The following is a 21,649-nucleotide window of genomic DNA, read 5'->3' on the forward strand; positions in this document are numbered from 1 at the left end:
CTCAGGCCTCCTTCGACGCGTCGGCCATCAGGTGCTGCCGGAACCACTCCAGTTGCACCTTCGAGGAGATCTCGAATCCCTTGACGTAGGCATCGAAGTGCCCACCGGGCAGCACCACCAGCTTCTTCGGCTCGCGCGCCTCGGCGAACCCGTCGATCGCGATCTTCGTCGGTGTCAGCACATCGTCGGAGGCCACGCACATCAGCAGCGGGGTCGGCGCGATCAACCGCAGATAGGCACCGGGCTGATACTCCGAGAACCGTTCGACGCTGCGCAACGTGCACGAATTCACGTACGACGGCGCCCGCAGCTCGTGGGTGCCGATGAACCATTCGTAGGAGTCCGGGGTCGGCAAGGCCGAGGGTGCCATCGGGTCCTTGTTGACCACGTCGATCATCGCCGGCGCCCCGCCGTTGAAGCGCGCCCGCCGGTCGGCGTTGAAACCGTCGCGCGCGCCGCCCACGAAGTCCGCACGCACCAACTGCCTGAAGTTCGCGTCACCGTCGACGACCGGTACCTGGGCGGACACGCACTTGACCCGTCGGTCCTGCGCCGCCACCACCAGCACGTGTCCGCCGGAGTACGACGAGCCCCAGATCCCGATCCGGTCCGGGTCAGTGCCCGGGAGGGTCTCGGCGTACGTAATCGCGTTGCGGTAGTCGTCGATCTGCTGCCACGGCGTGATCTCCCCGCGCGGCTGCCCGTCGGAGGCACCCAGGTTGCGGTTGTCGTAGACCAGCACGTTCAGCCCGCCGGCCGAGAACGCCTCGGCGTACTTGTCCAGGTACATCTCCTTGACCGCAGCGAACCCGTGGCTCATCACGATTGTGGGCGCCGTGCCGCCGCCCGACGCGCGGTAGTACCACCCGCGCAACGTCACTCCGTCGGAGTCGAATTCGACGTCCGTGCGGTTGTCCGGTACGGCGACCTGCGCCTTCTCGTCCAGTGTCTGGGTCATGGTGATCTCCTGTGATCGCCCACTCGGAATAGCGGGTTGTCAGCGACACTAGGAAGTGACCTAGCTCACAGCCATGCATCTGCGTGCCGACTTCGTGCCTCTGCGCGCCACCCCGAGCAGCGACGGTGTGATCGGGGTTACATTCGAAGAGACGAAGGAGGCTTCGATGGTGCAGACCCTGCGGGACGACGACCTGGCGTCCGCTCGCGAGGCATGGGCCCGCCTGCTGTCCAAGACCCATCTGACCTGGGACATCACGGAGATCACGCCCGCCGACCACACGCCGTACTCCGCCTCTGTGCGCCAACGGCACCTGGCCGATCTGGTCCTGGTCGATTGCTCGTGCGACCCGTGCGCCGGGGTCCGCCGCGGCCCACAGATCAGCCAGACCGAGGGCGAATACCTTGTCATGCTGATGACGCTGCAGGGCCGCGAGCAGGTCACTCAGGCCGGTCGTACCGCGCAGCTGACTCCCGGCAGCGTGGTGATGTGGGACTCCGCCCAACACGCCGAATTCCTGGTCCAGGAACCGCTGATCAAACGCAGCCTGCTGGTGCCCAAAGCCGCCCTGGCCGAAGTCGGAGCGCGCGGCGAATTGCTCACCGGTTCGGTGCTGGATGCCGACGCCCCCGCCGTGTCGCTCCTGCGCAACTATCTCGACGGCCTGTCCCGCACCATCGACGACCTTCCGCTGGGCGCACTGCCCGCGGCCCGCAACGCCACGATCGAGCTACTGGCCGCAGCGCTGCAGGCGCCGCGACAGCTCTGGCCGCAATCGACGTACGCCACCCGGTCCGCCGCCGAAGCCTTCATCGAGCGCAACCTGCATCGCGGCACCTTGTCGCCCGCCGTGATCGCCGACCGGATCGGGGTGTCCGTGCGATCCCTGCACCGGGCTTTCGAGGACTCCGGCGAGACCGTGTCAGGCTACCTTCGCGTACGCCGATTGGCCCGCGCCCGTGACGATCTCACCTCGGGCAGCCCGGTCAGTCAGGTCGCTCGGCGCTGGCACTTCTCCGACGCCAGCCACTTCTCCCGCACGTTCAAGAAGCAGTACGGCATCAGCCCCAGCGAACTGCTCCCGCACGTCTGACCCCAGCCGGCAATCCGGTCACTTCGCGAAGGGGACGCCCGCGCGGCAGATCACATTGGCGTAGAACGTGTCCTCGCCGGTGCGGACAGCGAACTTGGCCGCGAGCGCCCGGACTTTGAAGTCTTCGTGATCGAGCTCCTGCGGTGAGAGCCCCTGATTTCTCAGTGCTGAGAGGCATTTCGGGTTGGCCTGCACCATTGGCTGCGAAATCCAGCTGGCTTCGAGGGTGACGGCGGGCAGGATGGTCTCGATCACATCGATGAATCCGGGTTGCCCGTACCGATAGCCCAGATCGACGGTGGGCACGTCACCGAGTGGCAGACCGCTGTCGCAGATGACCAAGTGCTCCGTATGCCGTAGACCGGCGAGATGCCGGGCAAGGTCGGCGTGAATGATTCCAGTCGTGATCACGAGGTGAGTTCCTTTGCTGGAGCGATGGCTTCGACGGCTGCCTTGAGTTGGGCCCCATCCGGATAGGAGGACTGGGCGGACGGTGCCTGGACGGCGTGAGACCCGGCGGCCACACCCCACTTCACGGCCACGGAGAGCACATCGCCCGCAGCAAGACGGGCCGCGAGGACGCCGCAGAACGCGTCCCCGGCGCCGGTGGTGTCAACCACCGGCACACGGGGCGCGGCAGTCAGCGATGCCCCACCTGGCTGACAAAGGACAGCGCCTTGTGCGCCCACCGTCGTGATCACCGCGCGAACACCGGCGTCCAGAAGCGACCTCGAAGCGGTGACGATCGAGTTCACTGACCCGATGAGCTCGGAGGTGATGGTGGCTAGCTCGTGCTCATTCACCACGAGAACGTCGCACTGGCGCAGCAACGCCGGTGTGATCTCGGTGGCCGGCGCGGCATTGAGGATGAAGAGTCCCGCCCGCCCGGCCGCCGATGCCACGACGTCCATCGGGATTTCCAACTGACACAGGGTGACCGATGCTTCCGTATCGGCACCATCGATGGTGACGTCCTCGTTCGCCCCGGGCACGACGATGATCTTGTTCTCACCGTCGGCGACCGTGATCCACGCCGTGCCGGTTGGCACATCGTCGCAGCGCCGCACCCGATCCACCGACACGCCCGCCGCACTGAGCGCAGCCAGTGCGCGATCTCCGTCCGGGTCCGATCCGACCGATCCGACGATGCTCACGTGAGCACCGGCCAGCGCTGCTGCGACCGCTTGGTTCGCGCCCTTGCCGCCGACACTGGTCGCGACCGATTCACCGAGGATCGTTTCGCCCGGACCGGGAAAAGCCGATGTGACGGTGGTGTGGTCGAGGTTGATCGAGCCGACCACTGACACATCAGCGCTCATTTGCGTCGCCTTCCTTCGCACCTGTGATCAGTGCGACCAGGTCATCGGCGCTGACATCGCTGACCGCCCGACGTGCCACGGTCCGACCCCGCCGCATCACCACGGCGGTGTCGGCGATGCGACCGACCTGGGCCATGTCATGGGTGATCAGCAGGACCGTCACGCCATGCTCCTTAAGCCGCAAGACCAGCTTCTCGACTGCGGCAGTTTCCCGGACGCCGAGAGCCGCTGTCGGCTCGTCCATCACCACCAACTGCTTGCCCCAGTGGGCCGCCCGGGCGATCGCAATGCTCTGGCGTTGGCCACCGGACATCCGCCGGACCGTTGTCGTCACGCTGGGAATGTCCACGTCCAGCTCGTGAAGGATGCCCTCGGCCCGCTCGCGCATGGCCTTCTTGTTGAGCACGCGGAAGGGCGGGAAACCGGACGTCATCTCACGGCGGAGGAAGAGGTTCTGCCAGACCGAGAGGTCATCGATCAGCGCCAGGTTCTGGTAGACCGTCTCGATGCCGTTGGCCCGGCACACTTCCGGTGAGCTGAAGTGCACCTCCCTGCCGTTGAACGTGATGGTGCCCGAGTCCGGTGAGTGCACACCGGTGATGCACCGCACCAGGGTGGACTTGCCCGCACCGTTGTCGCCCAGCAGTGCGGTCACCTCACCCCTGACGAGTGCGAGGTCGGCCCCCGCAGCGCGCGGACCGCGTCGAATGACTTGGTCAGGCCGCGAGCGTCGAGCAGAACTCCGGTTTCGGTTGGCGTCGTTGATGTTTCGGTTGTCGTTGTCACGTCTTCCTCCTATCGCTGGAACCGGGAAAGGAACGCCGCGCCGAGCACGACCAGGCCGACCGCCACCGGTTGGTAGTACTGGGAGATGTCCAGCAAGGTGAATCCGTTCAACAACGTCTGAAGCAGGATGGCTCCTGCTGCCGTGCCCAGAACGGACGCGCGGCCACCGCTGAGGCTGGTACCTCCCAGCACCACGGCCGCGATCGAACTCAGCAACAGATTGGTCTGCATCGTGGGGTCCGAGCCACCGTTGTTGGCCACGAACAGGACCGCGGCAACACCGCACGCCAGCCCGGATGCGGCGTACGCGAGGGTCCGGATGCTCACGACGCGGATGCCGACGTCGCGTGCGGCGTCGATATCCCCTCCCGCGGCGAGCAGGTAGGTTCCGGTCTTGGTCCAGAACAACAGGTAGCCGGTGACCAGCGCGACGATCACCGCAACCAGCCAGAACCATCGGATCGGTCCGATCCCATTCAGTGCCAGGCCCTGCAGGAACCCCGACGTCACGGGTGTCTGGTTCCCACCGGTGATGACCAGGGTGATGCCGCTGACGACGGACAACGTGCCGAGGGTGACGATGAAGTCCGCCATGCGCAGTCGCGCAACGAGCACGCCGTTGACCAAGCCGACCACGAGTCCGGCGACGACCGCAGCGAGCATCGCCAATGCGATGTTCCAGCCGTGCGAATACGTCCAGGCGAGGACCACGGCCGCCCAAGGCAGGTTCGAAGCGATCGACAGATCGATGCCCGCAACGGTGATCACCAACTGCTGTCCCATCGACAGCACCATGAGGATGGATGCCGACACCAGAAGGCTGGTGATGTTGTCACCCGTCAAGAACTTCGGGGTGGCGATGAAGAAGACGATCCACAACAACACCAACGCAATCGGCGCTGCGTACTTCGCGATGCGCTCGGTGATCCGCCGGTCGCGCCGTGGTCGCGCTTCGACGTCAGCGTCGGCATGCGCTACTGCCTGCATGATGAACCTTTCGTGAGATGACGGTGGACCGGTGTCAGTTGAACGACTTGGGCGTGCCGAACGGGTCGTTGAACTTGCCGAACGGCTTGGGGAAGCTGCTGATCGCCTGCGACACATTCGCCTTATCGATGTAGGCGATGGGGGCGACGACCCGCTCGGGGATGCTCTTGCCCGCGACCTTCGCCATACACGCCTGGACGGCCATCTGGCCTTCGGCGTACGGGTACTGGGTCACGGTGCCGGTGTTGGTTCCCGTCTGCACCGACTTCAGCATTTCCTGGATGCCGTCAACCGAGACGATGCTGACCTTTCCTCCTTGCCGGCGTTCTTCACCGCCTGCGCCGCACCGAGACCCATCGTGTCGTTGGCGGCGAAGATCCCGGTGATGTCCGGGTGCGCCTGCAGGATGGTGGTGGTCACGGACAGGGCCGTGTTCTGGTCATAGTTGGCGGGCTGCTTCGCGACGACGGTCAGCTTGCCCGCCGACTCCTGCGCGAAGCCCTTCTCCCGGTTGATGCCGTTCTGCTCTCCTGCAATGCCTTGCAGGAGGGCCACCTTCCCGGTGCCACCCATGGCCTTGCTGAGATTGCTGGCCGCGAGCTTGCCGGCCTCCAAGTTGTCGGAGCCGATAAAGGATGCGAACGAGACGCCGGCGGCCTTGGCGGCCGATGGGTCGATCTGGGTGTCGAGGTTGAGGATTGGGGTGTTTTTGCGCGCCACAGGAACCAACGGTGTGATGACGTTGGTCGCGTTCACCGGAACCACTGCGAAGCAGTTGAAGTCCTGGCCGGCCAGTGTGCTGATCTGCGCGTTCTCGCCTTGCGAGTCGGTCTCATTCGACCCGGCCTTTACCGTCACATCGACGCCTTGCGCCTTGCCTTCCTGGACGGCTCCGTCACGCAGTGCGGCCCAATAGGGGTTGGAGAAGTCGCGAGTGACGATGGCGATCTTCGCTTTCGAGCCCGAGTTAGACGATTGACCACTACTCGTGCCGCCACGTCCACACGCGGCCGTCGTGAGAACGAGTCCGGTGATCGCAACGGCCACCAGGCCGGTCGTGGTGTGCTTACTCATGGGAATCTCCTTGTAATGGTTGTGCTTGTTTTCCTGGAAGATCGGAAGCTGGCCGCGGGCACACGACCCACGGGTAGGAATCAAAGCGGCGCGAGTCCGCACGACGCGCGACGTAGCAACGTGCAGGGTGGTCGACACGCGGCCAGGTCCGGCGGTGCTATCCCGGCGACCAACGCGAGAAAGGACTGAACCGCTGCCTCGGCCAGCGCTTGCACAGGCTGCGCAATGGCGGTCAGCGGCGGATCGAACAGGTCGAACCACGGGGCGTCGTCGAAGCACACCACCGACACGTCGAAAGGGACCCGGAGTCCCAGTTCTCGGGCTGCTTTGAGGACACCGACACCCATCAGCCCGTCCGCCGCCACAATCGCGGTCGGACGGCTTCTGCGGCTCAGCAACTCCTTGGCCGCCTGATGGCCGCTACCTTCGCGGAAGTCGCCCTCTTCGACCAACACCGCTCGCGGCGACACGCCGGCCGTCACCAGGGCGTCACGGATCTCGCCGCGTCGTTCTCGGCCAAGGGGGTCGTCTGCGGCGGCGCGACGACTCCAATTCGCTTGTGACCCAGCGCTACGAGCATCTCGGCTGCTTCGCGAAGCGCTTCCGTGGCATCACTGCGGACCGTCGGTAGCGACCGAAGATAGTTGGCTTGCTCACCGGTGCCGGGGACGGTCAGCGGTCGATCCAGAATGACCATCTTTGCGCGGCCCGCAGCGGCCTCCCGCAACGCTGGGGTACTCGACGCCACTGGCACGAGGATCACTCCGTCAGCTCTGCGACCGCCCAACAACTCACTGAGGTACTCGTCCTGCCGCTCGACGTCCTCATCGGAGTTGCACAGCATGACCGAATACCCGGACGCTCCCGCCTGTCGTTCGATCTCGCCGGCCAGTTCGCCGAAGAACGGGTTGGACACGTCCGAAACGATCAGTCCGAGCGCCTTGGTCGACTCGGTGCGCAGCGCGCGCGCCGCTGTGTTCGGCCGGTATCCCAGTTGCTTGGCAGCCGCGAGGACTCGTTCTCGCGTGGCGGCGGAGATGCGGGGGTTGCCCGAAAGCGCCAGCGACACGGTCGCGTCGCTGACGCCGAGCTGGCTGGCGATGTCCTTGATCCGGACAGCCATCGCTACACCTCCTCGTATAAACGATTAACCGACTATGGCAGATGGTGAGACAGATCACAATCCCCCACAACCGTTCATGGTCCAACACGGGGGTGCCGGACCAGTCCCGCGCGTGGCGCCACCATTGTCTAGTCAGGCAGTAGGCATTTGTTCTCCTGGCCCGTCGTGGGTAACGTGCCACACGGCAACGAGTGTCAGCGACAAGCCCTGGCTGGCTGACCGGCAACCCTCCCACCCGCGGCGGGGTGCTCCAGGTGAAAGCCCGGCTGCGGCAACCCCGTGGCAAGCGCGTGGTCTCCGCCGCGGGACCCTGACAACGGAGGTTCCGTCATGACTGACACCACCAGCGACCGGCAGCAGACGACATGAAGTTCCTCGCCATCACCCTCATCGTCCATGCCCCTGACCCCGTCACCGGCCACCAGGTATCCACCCATGATCGCTTCGCAGAGGTCATCGAAAACGCACTCCTCGCAGAGCAACTGGGCTTCGACGGGTTCGGAGTCGGCGAACGGCACGAGCGCCCGTTCATCTCCTCCTCGCCGACGGTCGTGCTCTCGCACATCGCTGCACGGACCCGGTCGATTCGACTGTTCACGGCAGTGACCACCCTGAGCCTGCTGGACCCGGTGCGCGCGTTCGAGGACTACGCGACCCTGGATCATCTTTCCGGCGGCCGGCTCGAACTCATCATCGGCAAAGGCAACGGGGCCGCCCAGCGCGACCTCTTCAACGTGACGCCCGAGGACCAGTGGGCGCGCAACGCCGAGTCGTTCGAAGTGTTCCGCCGCCTGTGGCAGGACAACCGGATTACCTACGACACCCAGTTCCGTCCGCCGCTGCGCGACGCCGAAGTGTGGCCGCAGCCCTACCAGCACCCGATCCGTATCTGGCATGGCTCGGCGACAAGTCACGAGTCGGTGGATCTGGCCGCGCGGTACGGCGACCCGCTGTTCTCCGCGAACGTCACGAATCCGATCGAGCCCTACGCCGAGCTCATCGACTACTACCGGCAGCGGTGGGCCCACTACGGCCACGACCCGGCGCGGGCCACGGTGGGCGCCGGCACCGCCGGTTACTACTCGCACCGCAACTCGCAGGTCGCATTGGCGACCTATCGTCCTGTGTGGGAGGGGAATTCGGCTGCACAGAGGCGGGCGGGGGTGCCGCAGGTCTTCACCACTTTCGAAGACTACGTCGAGCACAGTTCAGCCCTGATCGGTTCCCCGGCGCAGATCATCGACAAGGTTCACCGCTACCACGACCAGTTCGGCCACAGTGTGCTGCACGTCCACGCGGACGCCGGTGGCCTGACCCCGGAGCAGCATCGCGACAGCCTGGCGTTGTTCCAGTCCGACATCGCGCCGACCCTGCGGCGCGACATCCCCGATCCGCCGTGGGGCTGGGGTCCGCCGGCTCAGAAGCAGGCAGCAGCAACTGTGGCCACCGGGGCCGTCTCGCACGCCCTGGCCACGGGGTGAGCACGTGACGGTGAGACCGTCGCCGTCACGGGGCGGCAAACTGCAACCCCACCTGCGTCTCCAGGTCGGCGCTGGCCGCGTGCAACGACACGTCCCACGTGGGGTCGGCGACCACGCCGTTCTGCGCGACGCCGCCCCAGCGCTGGAACGCCTTCACCGACGCCGCCGTGTGCGGTCCGAACTGGCCGTCCACGCCGCCGGGCGTGGTGCCCCACTGACCGGAGGCACCGGTGGTGAGCACCTGCTGCAGATGCGTGACGACGGCACCCGAAGCGCCCTGCTGCAGGGTCGGCATCGCTCCCCCGCCGGGCAGGGCCGCCCAGGTGAGCGGGCCTACGATCCCGTCCGGCGTGAGCCCTGCACCCTGCTGGAAGTCGACCACGGCCGCCCTGGTGCGCGGCCCGAAGTTGCCGTCGACGACCACGCCCAGGTTCGGCGTACGCCGTAGCGCCCGCTGCAAGCGCTTGACCGCATCGCCCGTGGCGCCCTGCTGGATCGTCGGCTGACCCGGATTGGAGTTGCGCGTGGTGATGGTTGTCGGCGTGCGCAACCACGCCTCCTGGGTGACCGCGATCATGGAGGCTGCGTCGATGATGCCGATCGAGTTCCAGGTGAACATGGCGTACGCCGGGGTTGACGCCTGAGCACCGGCCGGCACCGGAACCCCGAGCTTGCCCGCGAGCCAACCCACGGTGCCGTATCCGCACAGCGACACGCAGTGGTCCTCCGCGTCGTCGGTGGTGAAACCCGTTCCGTACCAACCGGTGTGGCCGTCGTTCCCCCAATACGCCTGCTCCACCTGGTTGGCCGCAATGCCGAGCTTGACCGGTCCTCGACTGATCGCACTGTGCAGATTCCCGGAGTTGGTGTAGTCCACCAGGTAGTGCGGACCGTCGTTGTATTCGTAGCTGCCCGAGGTGAATCCGTCGGTGCGCATGGTGTCCATCACCGACACCAGCTGAGCACCCTCGAGGACGCCGTGCCGGGTCGCCCAGGCAATGACTTGCTGGTCGGTGATGAAGATCTCCGGTGAATTGCAGGCCTTGGCGAAGGCCTCCTCCGCGGTCACGCAGTCACCGTGGACGTCGTTACCCCACATGGAGATTCGCGCCGGTCTCACCAGGTACGAAGGCGGTGCCGCGATCGTTGCCTTGTGCCGGGCGGCCGCTTTCATGACGTGTGTCGGCGTGGGAATCGCTCCGCGGCCGAGGGTCTGACCAGGCATGGTTGTGCTCCTTCAATGGCTTTCTTCTGAATCGGGATCGTCACGGTCGGCCGCGGCCGGGTCGTAGCGCGCTGCTTCTGCACGCTGCTCGGGTGTGCTGGGGATCGCTCCCCGCCGTACCCGACGGCGTGCGTGCTCGGCCTCGGGGGTCGGCTCCGGCTGACCCGTTTCGTCCGTTTCGCTCATCGCCGGTCTTCCTTTCGGGCGCCCACCGTGACGACCATGAAGAGCAACCGACCGGTGGTCCTGATACCCCGCGGTGGGTTCGCGTGTCGCGCGACGTACCGCACCTGACTACCGTCGTGAGGGTCAGCCACCGATCGCGGCCGCGACGACCGCAAACCCCGGGAGGTCACGATGTCCAGTCAGACGCCGTTCGAGCAGGGCAAGCGCTACGTCGGCGCCGGCATCGAGGTGACCTACGACGCCACACGGTGCATCCACTACGCGGAGTGTGTGCACGGACTACCCGCGGTTTTCGATACCGCCAAACGCCCCTGGATCCAACCGGACAACGCCAACCCGGCCCAACTGGCCGAGGTCGTACGCCGTTGCCACAGTGGCGCTTTGCAGTATCGCCTGATCGACGGGCCGGCTGAGCAACCGACCAGACCCACCGCCATCACCGCCTCCGCCGACGGCGCCGTCATGATCGAAGGCGACCTCGACATCACCGACATCCCGGCCGACGTCAACTACGTCGCCGAGCATGAGACCCGGCTGACCTCCTGCGGCTGCGGCGCCTCCAAGCTGTGGCTGCTGTGCGACAACACCTGCGGCCACACCGACTGACCGCTAGCCGCGGCCGGCGCCGTCGCCCGGCGACGCGGAGGACTCTTCTTCCACGTCGTACACCTCGTCGGAAGAGTCCTCATCGACCATCATGTCGTCGACGTCGTCCAGTGACAGGTCGTAATCGTCGTCGTCCTGGTCGGCGATGAGGCCGTCCTGCCGGGCGCGCCACCACAGGAAGAACCAGATCAGCGACGCAATCGCCAGCACGATGGCCGCCCCGAGCACGCCGCCGAGCACCTCGAACAGCACATGAGAGGCCGACGAGGCGACTACTCCGTTGCCGTCATCGTGGAACTCCGGTGACTGGGAGCCGAGCAACGAAGCGCCCCACACCCCGCCCGCGACGGCGAGCGCGATGGTGATCAGCCAGTAGCAGACGGCGAAGACACGATTGCGGAACATCTCGCTCATTCTCGCAGATCCGCTGCCTGCGACCCATCAGTACCAGTTGTGCGCGAGGTGGAAGTCCCAGGCCGCGCAGGGCGAACCGTAGGCATCGCGCACGTACTGCATCCCCCAGGTCAGCTGGGTGCGCGTGTTGGTGCGGTAGTCGGCCCCGACGGTCGCCATTTTGCCGGCCGGCAGCGACTGCGGGATCCCGTAGGCGCCCGACGACGGGTTCTCCGCGGTCGTCATCCACGACGACTCCTGGGTCCACAACTTGTTCAGGCACGGCCACTGGGTCTGACTCCACCCGTACGCCGCGAGCATGCTGCGTGCCATCCGCTGGGCCTGCGCGGGGCTGGCCGGGCGTACTGCGGCCGAAGCCTTCGGGGAGGCGGACGGGGTGGCCGTCACGGCCTTGGCCGCAGGCACCACCGGCAGCGTGGGGCGGTTCTGCGAGCGCGACGACTGGTGCTCAGCCTGCCCGGACAGCGAGGCCTGCGGGGTCGAGCCGGGGGTGACCGCAACGGCGGCCTGCACCGTCGGAGCGTGCGCGTTTGCTGCACCGGCGGTCTGGTGAACCGCTGCCGCGGCGCACACCAGCGCGAAGGCGGTCACCGGCACCGCCGCCGGGCGACCGATGGCGGCACGGACACCGCGGCGCGCGCGGTGCCGGCCAACCCGGCGAGTCATCGAGAGCCTCTTCCGTCAGGGACAGCGAAACGGTCCCGTTATCCAAACGAGACCGTTTGCCACTGTCGCTGATCACCGGCGGGCATGCAAATCAGCCAACCCCCGGGGCGTCGGCTCAGCTCTCGTCGCGCGGCTGCAGCTCGCCGAATTCCACGCTGACGTCGCCCGCCGTCAACGTGATGGAGTTCTCCCCGACCGCCAAGACGGCGCCGTTGGTCAGCAGGTCATTGAACCAGTCGTCCTGGGCCATCAGCTCTTCACTGCATGCCATCCGCGTCGAGATCGCCGGGCCCGACCACGCGAGGGTGCCATCGGTCACGGCCACCGGGCCGCTGTAGTTGTTGCAACCCGGCCGTGCGGCGAGGCGACCGTCCTCGAAGGACAGTCCGATGGTGCTGTCGGTCACCAGGTCGTGCCCGGTCACCGTGGTGCTCACGAACGAGCGACCGTTGAGCTGACCGACGACGTCGGCGGTGGGTTCTTCGTACGGTGTGAATCCATCAGTCATATTCGCAGTCTGGTCCCAAAGTCACTTGGTCGTGGCCTCATTGACCAGATCGACCGTGATGTCGCCGTCGGTGAGGATCAGCCGGCGCGGCGCCGTCTGCGCCTGGACGCCACCGACGAGCAACTCGGTCAGCCACGCATCCTGACGGGTCTTGGCCTCATCGCACGCCATCATCGTGCTCATGGGATGGCCGACCCACTTCAGTTTGCCGTCGGTGACCGACGCTTGGGCCGACATCTGGTTGCACCCGGCGTTGGCCGACAAGCGGTCGCCGTCGAAAGTAAGCACGATCGAGGTCTGGTCGACCAGGTCGTGCCCGGTCACCTGCGTTGACCGGAACGTCGAACCATCCACTGCGGTCATCGAATCCAGAGGGTGCTCCTCGACGCCGGACGACCCTGACGAGCACCCTGTGAGCAACGACGCGACCAGCACAACCATCAATCGCCGCACGACCAACCTCCTGCGATAGGAACCAACGAAATCATGATGCAGACGCCAACCGGACGGTGACATCGCGGGTTTGGGACCCGCGAGCGAGGGAGACCGTGACCTCGTCGCCGACCGCGGACTTCAGTTCGACCTGGATCAGATCGTCAGGGCTGCGCATCGGCGAGCCGTTGATCGCGGTGATGACGTCCCCGGCGACGATCCCGGCGTCGGCCGCGGGAGCCGTCGCCGCCTGCACGAAGAGCCCTGCCGGCAACCCGTACTGTGCGTGCATCTGCTGGGTCACGGCCGCAACCTGGACACCCAGCGTCGGATGCCGTACGGCACCGGTACTGATCATCTCGGTGGCCAATGGCGCGAACAACCCTGAGGGGATGGCGAATCCGAGACCGACACTCCCGCCGTCACCACCCGGGGCCGCCCCGGCGGAGTTGATACCCACCAGCTGCCCCGCGCAGTCCACGAGCGCACCGCCGCTGTTACCGGGATTGATCGCCGCATCCGTCTGCACGGCACCGATCAGATGGTGGGTCGTGCCGGACTCCGAGGGCACCCGCACGTAGCGATCGGTGGCACTGACGATGCCGCTGGTCACCGTCGAGGACAGGCCCAGCGGCGCCCCGAGCGCCACGACCCCCTGCCCGACTACCAGATCGGCGGAATCACCGACCGTGATCGGGCGCGCGTTCGACGAGGGGTCCTCCACCTTCACGACGGCCAGGTCGGTCAGCGGATCACGTCCGGTGAGCGTGGCTGCGCTGGAATGCCCGTCGGCGTAGGTCACCCGGATCTGACCGGTCGCGCCGTTCGGCGCGGCGACATGGTCGTTGGTGATTACGTAGTCCCGGCCCGCGGGCGCCGAGGCCGCGCCTCCCGCCCCGGCGATCGGCGTACGCACGACCACGCCCGACCCGGTGCCCGAACCGGACGGTCCGGCCACCGCGATCGTGACCACCGATGGCAGTACGTCGCTGGCCACCTTCGTCACGTCGCACACGCTGGCGTTCGAAGACGCTGGGGAGTCGTGGCCGAGGGTCCACAGACCCCAGACCAGAAGCCCGGCGAGCAGACCCGCAAGGGCCGCCGCACCCAGCCCGAGGAGCCCGAAGGACGCCCGGTTCCGAGTTTCAGAAGTCGACGGGGTCACGGCTGATCGGGCACGTCATGCAGTGCCCACCACCGCGGCCGCGGCCCAACTCGGCACCGACGATGGTGATCACTTCGATGCCGGCTTTGCGCAGCAACGTGTTGGTGACCGTGTTGCGGTCGTAGGTGAAAACGACCCCGGGCTCGAGGGCGACGGCGTTGTTGCCGCTGTCCCACTGCTGACGCTCGGATTGGTAGACGTCACCACCGGTTTCGATCACCCGCAGTGCATCCAACCCGAGCGAGCGGGCCACGACGTCCACGAAGGGTGTCGAGCCTTCATCGATGACATCCACGCCAGGAGCGCTGTCGCTCGGCAGCAGCGTGAACGTGTGCACGGCGTCCATGATCGTGGGATAAACAGTCACCACGTCGCGGTCAGCGAAGGTGAACACAGTGTCCAGGTGCATGGCCGCTCGCAGCTTCGGCATTCCCGCGACAACCACCTTCTCCGCGGCGCCCTGGGCAAAGAGCGCTTCAGCGACCTGGGTGATCGCCTGGCGGGAGGTACGCTCGCTCATGCCCATCAGCACCACCCCGTTGCCGACCGGCATGATGTCGCCGCCCTCGAAACTTGCCTCGTCCCAATCGAGTTCGGCATCACCCCACCAGATTTTCGAGCCGACGTAGTCCGGGTGGTAGCTGTAGATCAGCTTGTAGAGCAGCGTCTCCTGGGTGCGCGCCGGCCAGTAGAGCGGGTTCATCGTGAGCCCGCCGTATAGCCAGCACGTGGTGTCCCGGGTGTAGAGAGTGTTCGGCAGCGGCGGCATCAGATACTCACGTACGCCGGCGGATTCGCGCGCGAGAGCCAGGTAGGGGCTGCGGAAGTCCTCCGGCAGATCGTTGGTGGCCAGGCCGCCGATGAGGTACTCGCTGAGCTGGGCGGAGGTCAGGGTCTCCAGATAGGCGCGGGTCGGATCGACCAGTCCGAGGCCGACCTGGTTGGGGATCACCTTGCGGTCGAGGATCCAGTCACGGGCGCCGGGCACGTCGAGGGTTTCGGCCACGAGCTGGTGCAGTTCGACGACCTCGACACCCCGCTGGGTCAGCTTGTTGACGAAGTCGGCGTGGTCACGCTGGGCGTTCTCCACCCACATCACGTCGTCGAACAACAACTCGGCGGCATTCGTCGGGGTCAGCCGCCGGTGGGCAAGTCCCGGCGCGCACACCAGGACCTTGCGTAACCGGCCCACCTCGGAGTGGACCCCGTACGTCGATACAACGGATTCGGTCATGGTGTCACCTTTCGAAGGGAGCCGGTCTCCAGGTCGTGCTGAGCGGTCCGTGAGGTCATATGGTGATCCCGCCAGTCCACAGACCGACCACCCCGGCGATGGCGCCGAGCGCGATCAGGCCGAAGACGCCTAGTTCGACGGGCGTGAACATGCGTCGGCCGCGCTCGCTGCGGGCCTTCACGTAGAGCAGGGTGGCCGGGGCGAGGATGAGCGTCGACAGGAGCACGAATTTCAGCCCGGCCGCATCGAAGAGGAACAACGTATAGGCCACCGCGATCCCGGCAAAGATCGTCTCCTTGCGTCGGATTCGATCAGACACCCCGTCGTACCCTTCGCCGGTGATGCCGATCTTGAGTGCGTAGGAGGCGGCCAGGAGATAGGGCAACAACGCCAGACTGGTGCACAGATCCAGCATGAAGTTCAGCGCGTCGGTGAGTACGAAGGTCAGGCCCAGCAGGGCCTGTACGGCAAGGGATGTCACGATCAAGGCGGTGATCGGCGTACCCGCCTTGTTCTCCACGCCGAGGAACTTGGGGAAGTCCTCGCTGCGGGCGGGGATGTACATCACCTCGGCCGCCATCAAGGTCCAGGCCAAGTAGGCACCGAGGACCGAGACCAGCACGCCGATGCTGATGAAGACCCGGCCCCACTCCCCGACCACGGACTCGAAGACGCCGATCATCGAGGGCTGGCGCACCCCTGCCAGTTCCGGCTGGGGCATCACCGAGTAGCTGGACAAAGTCACCAAGGCGAAGATCGACAGCACACTGAGGAAGCCGAGAACCGTTGCCCTACCGACGTCTTCGCGGCGCTTGGCGAAGCGGGAATAGACGCTGGCCCCTTCGATCCCGATGAAGACGAAGGTGGTGATCAACATGGTGTTGCGGACCTGCTCGTTCAGGTTCCCCAGGTCACCGTAGGTCGAGGCCAGCCAGTTGTCTTTGAAGACACCGGCTTTGAAGTTGACCAGCAGCACAATGATGAAGACCAGGATCGGCAGGATCTTGCAGACGGTGACGATCCGGTTGACGATCGCCGCGTCCCGTACGCCACGGGCGATCAGGTAGTGGAAGAACCACACGCCGGCACTGGAGAGCAGCACCGCCAGCACCGTGTCGCCGTCCCCGAACCCGCCCCAGAACTCCCCGAGCGTGGCGCAGATGAACACCCAGTAGAACGTGTTACCCGCAACGGAACTGGCCCAGAAGCCGATCGCGGAGTTGAACCCGGCATAGTCGCCGAATCCCGCCTTCGCGTAGATGAACACGCCCGAGTCAAGTTGCGGGCGCCGGATGGCCAGATTCTGGAAGACGAAGGCCAGCATCAGCATGCCGGCGCCGGCGATCGCCCAGGCGATCAACGAGCCGAGGATGCCGGTGGCGACTCCGAACCGGGCTGGTAGCGAAAAGACGCCGGCGCCGACCATGGAGCCGACCACCATGGCGGTCAGGGTCGGCACACTCATCTTCTGCTCGTCAACAGGTGCGGTGACGACGTCCTGCTCAATGCTCATGACTTTGTCTCCTCGGCGAGGGAGGAACTGGCCGGTTCGATCCGTTCGATCCGGAATCCGGTGAACCCATACAGCACACTCAGTGCCGGGCTGGCGTAACAGAAGATGGCATAAGGCACATAACTCAACGTAGCCACTCCGAGCGTCGCACCCATGAAAGCGCCGCATGAATTCCACGGCACCAGTGGCGAAGTCACGGTTCCGCTGTCCGCCGCCAGCCGTGACAGGTTCGTCGGTGCCAACCCCCGCTTGGCGAACTCGGCCTTGAAGATGCGGTTGGGCAGGACCAGCGCGATGTACTGGTCACCGGCGACCAGGTTGAGCCCGAAGGCGCACGCGAACACCGTGGCGAACAATCGTCCGGTGGACGTCGCGGCGGAGATCATCGGCTGCACGAGTCGTTCGATCAATCCGAATTCGGACAGCATGGCGCCGAAGGTGACCGCGCCCAGGATCAGCCAGATCGTCATCAGCATGCTGTCCATACCGCCGCGCGACAGCAGCCGGTCGACATCGGTGATCCCGGTGTTGATCGAGAACCCGTTGGCCAGAGCGCGCCACACCGCTTTGATCGAGTTGATCACCACGTTGCCGCCGTGCCCGATGAAATCGGCGTAGACCTTCGGCTGCAAGAAGGCGCCCAGAACTCCGGCGAAGAGTGCTGAGGCAAGCAACGCCAAGGAAGCCGGCACCTTCTTGAACGACATGACGATCAACAGGACCAGCGGCAGCAGCGCCCAGGGCGTGATAGAGAAGACCTGGTTGAGTTTGTCCAGGTCGGTCTCGGTGACCAGGTCGGAGTGCGAGGTTGGCCGCACGATGCCGAAGACGGTGAAGGCGACGAGCGCGATCACAAACGCCGGTACCGACGTCCACACCTGCCGCTTGATGTGCTCGTAGACGTCCACTCCGGCCAGTTGCGCGGTGAGGATGGTGGTTTCCGACAGCGGAGAGGTCTTGTCCCCCAGGTAAGCACCGGAGATGACCGCGCCTGCGGTGATCGCCGGGGACACCCCCAACAGATCGCCGATCCCGACCAGTCCGACCCCGATGGTGGCCGCCGTGGTCCAGGAGCTGCCGATGCTCAGAGCCACCACGCCGCAGATCAAAGCCGTTGCGGCATAGAAGAATCCGGGCGACAACACCTGGATGCCGTAGTAGACCAGGGTCGGGATCGTGCCGGACAGATTCCACACCCCGATCAGGCCGCCGACGGCAAAGAGGATGAAGATCGCGCTGGTGACCGAGGCGATGGAACCCTTTGCTGCCTCCTGCACCGCGTCGAACCGGTGCCCGTTCTTGATCGCGACCAGCGCGGCGATTGCGCAGCACAACAGCAGCGCCACCTGGATGGGTCCGTCCAGGGCGTCCAACCCGAACAGGGCCAGCGATCCGGCGATCAGCACCGCCAGTGCACCGAGCGGAATGAGCGCATCGGACAGTGACGGCTCCCGCTCCTTTACCAACGGTTCATCCACGGCTCCCCCTGAGCTCGATGTACTGCCCCTCTTCGAATAGTGCACACATTGGGGGGTTGTGCACAGCTAAGTTCCCAAATGTTCACCGATCCGAGATGCCGCCGGTACGCCGATCGGCCGGCCCCAGCGGGGACCGGCCGATCGCAAGGGTGCTGTCGGGATCCGCTACGCGTCGGGGCCTTCCAGCATGTCCGTGATCAGCGCTGCAATCGGACTGCGCTCACTGCGGTGCAGCGTGACGTGTGCGAAGAGCGGGTGGCCCTTCAGCTTCTCGATGACCGCGGCGACCCCGTCGTGGCGGCCGACCCGCAGGTTGTCGCGCTGGGCGACATCGTGGGTGAGCACCACGCGCGAGTTCTGCCCGATCCGCGACAGCACGGTCAACAGCACGTTGCGCTCCAGCGACTGCGCCTCGTCCACGATCACGAACGCGTCGTGCAACGAACGACCGCGGATATGGGTCAGCGGCAGGACTTCGATCAGGTCGCGGTCGACGACCTCTTCCATCACCTCGCGGGACACGACGGCTGACAAGGTATCGAAAACGGCCTGCGCCCAGGGCCCCATCTTCTCGTTCTCGGTGCCGGGCAGGTAGCCCAACTCCTGACCGCCGACGGCGTACAGCGGTCGGAAGACGATCACCTTGCTGTGCTGCCGGCGCTCCATCACCGACTCCAGGCCGGCACACAGTGCCAGCGCCGACTTGCCGGTTCCTGCCCGCCCGCCGAGGGATACGATGCCCACATCGGGGTCGAGCAACAGGTCCAGTGCGATGCGCTGTTCGGCCGAGCGGCCGTGCAGACCGAAGGCGTCCCTATCCCCCGGACCAGCCGCACCGACTTGTCGGGCGTGACCCGACCCAACGCGGAGCCGCGCGGGCCGAGCAGGACCACGCCTGTGTGACAGGGCAGTTCAGCCGCGGTCGCCAGCTCGAGCCGTCCCTCGTCGTACAGCGTGGCCATCTCGGCGTCACCGACCTCGATCTCGGTGATACCCGTCCACCCGGAGTCGACCGCGAGCTCCGCGCGGTACTCCTCGGCGTTCATCCCGACCGCGGAAGCCTTGACCCGCATCGGCAGATCCTTGCTGACCACGGTCACGTCGTGACCCTCGTTGGCCAGGTTGCGGGCCACCGCCAGGATGCGCGTGTCGTTGTCACCGAGCCGGAATCCGGAGGGCAGCGACTGCGGATCGGTGTGGTTCAGCTCGACGCGGAGTGTGCCGCCGTCGTTCAACGGCACCGGGGCGTCCAAACGCCCGTGCTGCACGCGCAGATCGTCCAACAACCGCAACGCGGAGCGGGCGAAGTAGCCCAGCTCCGGGTGGTGCCGTTTACCCTCCAGTTCGGTCACCACGACCACAGGCAGCACCACTTCGTGTTCGGCGAAGCGGGTGAAAGCCCGTGGATCGGACAACAGGACCGAAGTGTCCAGGACGTAGGTGCGGCGGCCGGGCTGGGCGTTGATGCTCATACACACTCCTCGGCGCGCGGTCGATAACCGCGCAATCACTTGCGGAACAGTGACCGGATAAGCCCACCGAGGGCAACCGGCCCTCTGTTCCGCAGCCGAAGCAGCTGCATCCAGTGGGCCTTTCCGTTCGACCACGAGATGTGGTCGTGTTCGGAACGCTACGGCAGACCGGCGGTGATTGTGCTGCGCCTCGCCCATCGGTGTGTGACGTTTCTGTTAACGGCGTACGGCGCGTGGCTGACCAACCGGAACGGCGGACTTCGCACTGTCGAACAAAGTCCGCCATCGGCGTTGTCCTGGCCGGGTAGTCCGTGCAGGGCCCACCCGTTCGGGGCTAACCTGAGGTTCGGGTTACGGCGAGTACTTACTCAATGGTTAGGAACAGGGGCAATGGTCCGGATCAGCGATGTGCTGTACGGCGTGTACGAGCGCCGCCTGGCCCGCGACCTGCCCAAGGACAACCTGCCCCGCCACGTCGGGGTGATGCTCGATGGCAACCGGCGCTGGGCCAAGGCCCGTGGCGCGGACACGGCCAGCGGTCACCAGGCCGGCGCGGACAACATCGAACCGCTGTTGACCTGGTGCGAGGAGGTCGGCGTCGAGGTCGTGACCCTGTGGTTGCTCTCGACCGACAACCTGTCGCGCCCGGAAAACGAACTGCGCCCGTTGCTCGGCATCATCGAGTCGGTCGTCACCGACCTGGCCACCGCTCGGCGGTGGCGCCTGAACCCGGTCGGCGCCCTGGACATGTTGCCCGAGCGGACCGCCAACGTGCTCAAACAGGCCGCCGAGGACACCGCTGACGTCAAGGGCCTGTTGGTCAACGTGGCCGTTCCGTACGGCGGTCGGCGAGAGATCGCGGACGCCGTACGTTCCATGCTCCTGGAGCACGCCGCCAAGGGCGCGACGATCGAGGAGTTGGCCGCCGACCTCGACGTCGATCACATCGCCCAGCACCTTTACACCAAGGGCCAGCCTGACCCGGACCTGGTGATCCGCACCTCCGGCGAACAACGCCTGGGTGGCTTCTTGCTGTGGCAGAGCGCTCACAGCGAGTTCTATTTCTGCGAGGCCTACTGGCCGGACTTCCGACGCGTCGACTTCCTGCGAGCGCTGCGTGCCTACGCCGAGCGTGACCGCCGGTTCGGATCCTGAGGTACCACCATGAACAAGCCCAGCCTGCCCGAGCTGCCCAGCGTGTCCGAGATGAAGGACGGCGTCCGCGACAGCCTCGCCGACGCCCGCGAGGACGCCAAGGCCCTGATCGCGGCGGTCAAACCGAAGCTACGCGGCTGGCTGCACTTGGTGATGGCGCCGCTGGCCCTGATAGCCGGGACCGTCCTCATCGCAACAGCCGACACCACCACCGGTCGGGTCGGCGCCATCGTCTTCACCGTCACCGCGGTGCTGTTGTTCGGCACGTCCGCGGTCTATCACCGCGGCAACTGGAGTCCGAAGACCGCAACAACACTGCGCCGGATGGATCACGCCAACATCTTCCTGATCATCGCCGGCACGTATACGCCGTTCGCGCTGACCCTGTTGCCGCCGAACGAGGCCCGATCGCTGCTGATCATCGTGTGGACCGGAGCGTTGCTCGGTGTGTGCTTCCGGGTCTTCTGGACCGGCGCCCCGCGCTGGCTCTACGTCCCGGTCTACATGGCGCTCGGCTGGGTCGCGGTCTTCTACATCAAGCCGATGCTGCACGGCGGCGGCCCGGCGGTGTTGACCCTGATCATCACCGGCGGCGCGCTCTACACGATCGGTGCGGTCATCTACGGCACGAAACGGCCGAACCCCTCACCGCGCTGGTTCGGGTTCCACGAGATCTTCCACACCTTCACCATCCTGGCGTTCGTCGCGCACTACGTCGCGGCGTCGATGGCCATCTACGGTCACGACGTCACCGCGGCGACGCTCACCCACTGA

The 21,649-nt window shown here is 66.0% G+C and carries 24 protein-coding genes, 1 pseudogene and 1 riboswitch; of the genes and pseudogenes, 5 read left to right on the forward strand and 20 right to left on the reverse strand.

What is annotated here, in order from left to right; translation table 11 throughout:
- Nucleotide 1: 1 nt before the first annotated feature.
- On the reverse strand, nt 2-958 hold the full coding sequence (locus tag ACFQBT_RS14440) for an alpha/beta hydrolase (RefSeq protein WP_377823679.1): 957 nt from the start codon (nt 956-958) through the stop codon (nt 2-4).
- Between the two features lie 73 nt (nt 959-1,031).
- On the opposite strand from ACFQBT_RS14440, the gene ACFQBT_RS14445 reads away from it, so the two are divergent.
- Nucleotides 1,032-2,051 (forward strand): helix-turn-helix domain-containing protein, encoded by a 1,020-nt coding sequence (locus ACFQBT_RS14445; RefSeq protein WP_377823681.1) that lies wholly within the window; start codon nt 1,032-1,034, stop codon nt 2,049-2,051.
- Nucleotides 2,052-2,069: 18 nt separating this feature from the next.
- On the opposite strand, the gene ACFQBT_RS14450 is transcribed toward ACFQBT_RS14445, so the two are convergent.
- The 8 genes from ACFQBT_RS14450 to ACFQBT_RS14485 form a co-directional block, all read right to left on the reverse strand.
- Nucleotides 2,070-2,462 (reverse strand): RbsD/FucU domain-containing protein, encoded by a 393-nt coding sequence (locus tag ACFQBT_RS14450; protein WP_377823683.1) that lies wholly within the window; start codon nt 2,460-2,462, stop codon nt 2,070-2,072.
- On the reverse strand, nt 2,459-3,370 hold the full coding sequence (locus tag ACFQBT_RS14455; RefSeq protein ID WP_377823685.1) for a ribokinase: 912 nt from the start codon (nt 3,368-3,370) through the stop codon (nt 2,459-2,461). The genes ACFQBT_RS14450 and ACFQBT_RS14455 overlap by 4 nt, the downstream gene beginning before the upstream one ends.
- Nucleotides 3,360-4,025 (reverse strand): ATP-binding cassette domain-containing protein, encoded by a 666-nt coding sequence (locus ACFQBT_RS14460; protein WP_377823686.1) that lies wholly within the window; start codon nt 4,023-4,025, stop codon nt 3,360-3,362. The genes ACFQBT_RS14455 and ACFQBT_RS14460 overlap by 11 nt, the downstream gene beginning before the upstream one ends.
- Nucleotides 4,026-4,165: 140 nt before the next feature.
- Nucleotides 4,166-5,143 (reverse strand): ABC transporter permease, encoded by a 978-nt coding sequence (locus tag ACFQBT_RS14465; protein WP_377823688.1) that lies wholly within the window; start codon nt 5,141-5,143, stop codon nt 4,166-4,168.
- A 34-nt stretch (nt 5,144-5,177) separates the two neighbouring features.
- Entirely contained in the window at nt 5,178-5,405 is a 228-nt protein-coding gene (locus tag ACFQBT_RS14470; protein WP_377823689.1) for a hypothetical protein, read from the reverse strand.
- 5 nt (nt 5,406-5,410) lie between these two features.
- Nucleotides 5,411-6,355, reverse strand: a complete 945-nt coding sequence (locus ACFQBT_RS14475) for a substrate-binding domain-containing protein (RefSeq protein WP_377823691.1) — start codon at nt 6,353-6,355, stop codon at nt 5,411-5,413.
- Nucleotides 6,298-6,699 carry a substrate-binding domain-containing protein gene (locus ACFQBT_RS14480; protein ID WP_377823693.1) on the reverse strand — a complete coding sequence of 134 codons (402 nt, stop codon included), beginning with the start codon at nt 6,697-6,699 and terminating at the stop codon, nt 6,298-6,300. Before ACFQBT_RS14480 ends, ACFQBT_RS14475 begins: the two co-directional genes overlap by 58 nt.
- Entirely contained in the window at nt 6,696-7,340 is a 645-nt protein-coding gene (locus tag ACFQBT_RS14485) for a LacI family DNA-binding transcriptional regulator (RefSeq protein WP_377823695.1), read from the reverse strand. The genes ACFQBT_RS14480 and ACFQBT_RS14485 overlap by 4 nt, the downstream gene beginning before the upstream one ends.
- Before the next feature lie 183 nt (nt 7,341-7,523).
- Nucleotides 7,524-7,635, forward strand: a riboswitch (SAM riboswitch).
- A 70-nt stretch (nt 7,636-7,705) separates the two neighbouring features.
- Between ACFQBT_RS14485 and ACFQBT_RS14490 the strand changes: the two genes are divergently transcribed.
- The gene (locus ACFQBT_RS14490) at nt 7,706-8,821 is read left to right on the forward strand and encodes an LLM class flavin-dependent oxidoreductase (protein ID WP_377823697.1); all 1,116 of its coding nucleotides are present in this window, start codon (nt 7,706-7,708) and stop codon (nt 8,819-8,821) included.
- A gap of 25 nt (nt 8,822-8,846) precedes the next feature.
- On the opposite strand, the gene ACFQBT_RS14495 is transcribed toward ACFQBT_RS14490, so the two are convergent.
- Nucleotides 8,847-10,046 (reverse strand): peptidoglycan-binding domain-containing protein, encoded by a 1,200-nt coding sequence (locus tag ACFQBT_RS14495; protein ID WP_377823698.1) that lies wholly within the window; start codon nt 10,044-10,046, stop codon nt 8,847-8,849.
- Between the two features lie 12 nt (nt 10,047-10,058).
- Nucleotides 10,059-10,232, reverse strand: a complete 174-nt coding sequence (locus ACFQBT_RS14500) for a hypothetical protein (protein ID WP_377823700.1) — start codon at nt 10,230-10,232, stop codon at nt 10,059-10,061.
- Between the two features lie 171 nt (nt 10,233-10,403).
- Between ACFQBT_RS14500 and ACFQBT_RS14505 the strand changes: the two genes are divergently transcribed.
- Entirely contained in the window at nt 10,404-10,838 is a 435-nt protein-coding gene (locus tag ACFQBT_RS14505; protein WP_377823702.1) for a (4Fe-4S)-binding protein, read from the forward strand.
- Between the two features lie 3 nt (nt 10,839-10,841).
- On the opposite strand, the gene ACFQBT_RS14510 is transcribed toward ACFQBT_RS14505, so the two are convergent.
- The 9 genes and pseudogenes from ACFQBT_RS14510 to ACFQBT_RS14550 form a co-directional block, all read right to left on the reverse strand.
- Nucleotides 10,842-11,243 carry a hypothetical protein gene (locus ACFQBT_RS14510; RefSeq protein WP_377823704.1) on the reverse strand — a complete coding sequence of 134 codons (402 nt, stop codon included), beginning with the start codon at nt 11,241-11,243 and terminating at the stop codon, nt 10,842-10,844.
- Between the two features lie 36 nt (nt 11,244-11,279).
- Nucleotides 11,280-11,918, reverse strand: a complete 639-nt coding sequence (locus ACFQBT_RS14515; protein ID WP_377823706.1) for an aggregation-promoting factor C-terminal-like domain-containing protein — start codon at nt 11,916-11,918, stop codon at nt 11,280-11,282.
- A 115-nt stretch (nt 11,919-12,033) separates the two neighbouring features.
- On the reverse strand, nt 12,034-12,426 hold the full coding sequence (locus tag ACFQBT_RS14520) for an META domain-containing protein (protein WP_377823708.1): 393 nt from the start codon (nt 12,424-12,426) through the stop codon (nt 12,034-12,036).
- A gap of 21 nt (nt 12,427-12,447) precedes the next feature.
- On the reverse strand, nt 12,448-12,789 hold the full coding sequence (locus ACFQBT_RS14525; RefSeq protein ID WP_377823710.1) for an META domain-containing protein: 342 nt from the start codon (nt 12,787-12,789) through the stop codon (nt 12,448-12,450).
- Nucleotides 12,790-12,910: 121 nt separating this feature from the next.
- A complete protein-coding gene (locus ACFQBT_RS14530) occupies nt 12,911-14,023 on the reverse strand; it encodes a S1C family serine protease (protein WP_377823712.1) in 1,113 nt (370 codons plus the stop codon).
- Nucleotides 14,004-15,257 (reverse strand): arginine deiminase, encoded by a 1,254-nt coding sequence (locus tag ACFQBT_RS14535; RefSeq protein ID WP_377823714.1) that lies wholly within the window; start codon nt 15,255-15,257, stop codon nt 14,004-14,006. The genes ACFQBT_RS14530 and ACFQBT_RS14535 overlap by 20 nt, the downstream gene beginning before the upstream one ends.
- A 55-nt stretch (nt 15,258-15,312) precedes the next feature.
- Complete coding sequence (locus tag ACFQBT_RS14540; RefSeq protein ID WP_377823716.1) at nt 15,313-16,770, reverse strand: basic amino acid/polyamine antiporter; 1,458 nt, start codon at nt 16,768-16,770, stop codon at nt 15,313-15,315.
- Nucleotides 16,767-18,248, reverse strand: coding sequence for a Na+/H+ antiporter NhaC (nhaC, locus tag ACFQBT_RS14545; RefSeq protein WP_377823718.1), 1,482 nt, complete (start codon nt 18,246-18,248; stop codon nt 16,767-16,769). Before nhaC ends, ACFQBT_RS14540 begins: the two co-directional genes overlap by 4 nt.
- 165 nt (nt 18,249-18,413) lie before the next feature.
- A pseudogene (locus ACFQBT_RS14550) lies at nt 18,414-19,720 on the reverse strand (PhoH family protein).
- A 390-nt stretch (nt 19,721-20,110) separates the two neighbouring features.
- Here ACFQBT_RS14550 and ACFQBT_RS14555 point away from each other — a divergent pair.
- Both ACFQBT_RS14555 and trhA read left to right on the forward strand, forming a co-directional pair.
- Nucleotides 20,111-20,875 carry an isoprenyl transferase gene (locus tag ACFQBT_RS14555; protein ID WP_377823720.1) on the forward strand — a complete coding sequence of 255 codons (765 nt, stop codon included), beginning with the start codon at nt 20,111-20,113 and terminating at the stop codon, nt 20,873-20,875.
- Nucleotides 20,876-20,884: 9 nt separating this feature from the next.
- Nucleotides 20,885-21,649 carry a PAQR family membrane homeostasis protein TrhA gene (gene trhA, locus ACFQBT_RS14560; RefSeq protein ID WP_377823722.1) on the forward strand — a complete coding sequence of 255 codons (765 nt, stop codon included), beginning with the start codon at nt 20,885-20,887 and terminating at the stop codon, nt 21,647-21,649.

The organism is Branchiibius cervicis (assembly GCF_042661605.1).
Lineage (GTDB): Bacteria > Actinomycetota > Actinomycetes > Actinomycetales > Dermatophilaceae > Branchiibius > Branchiibius cervicis.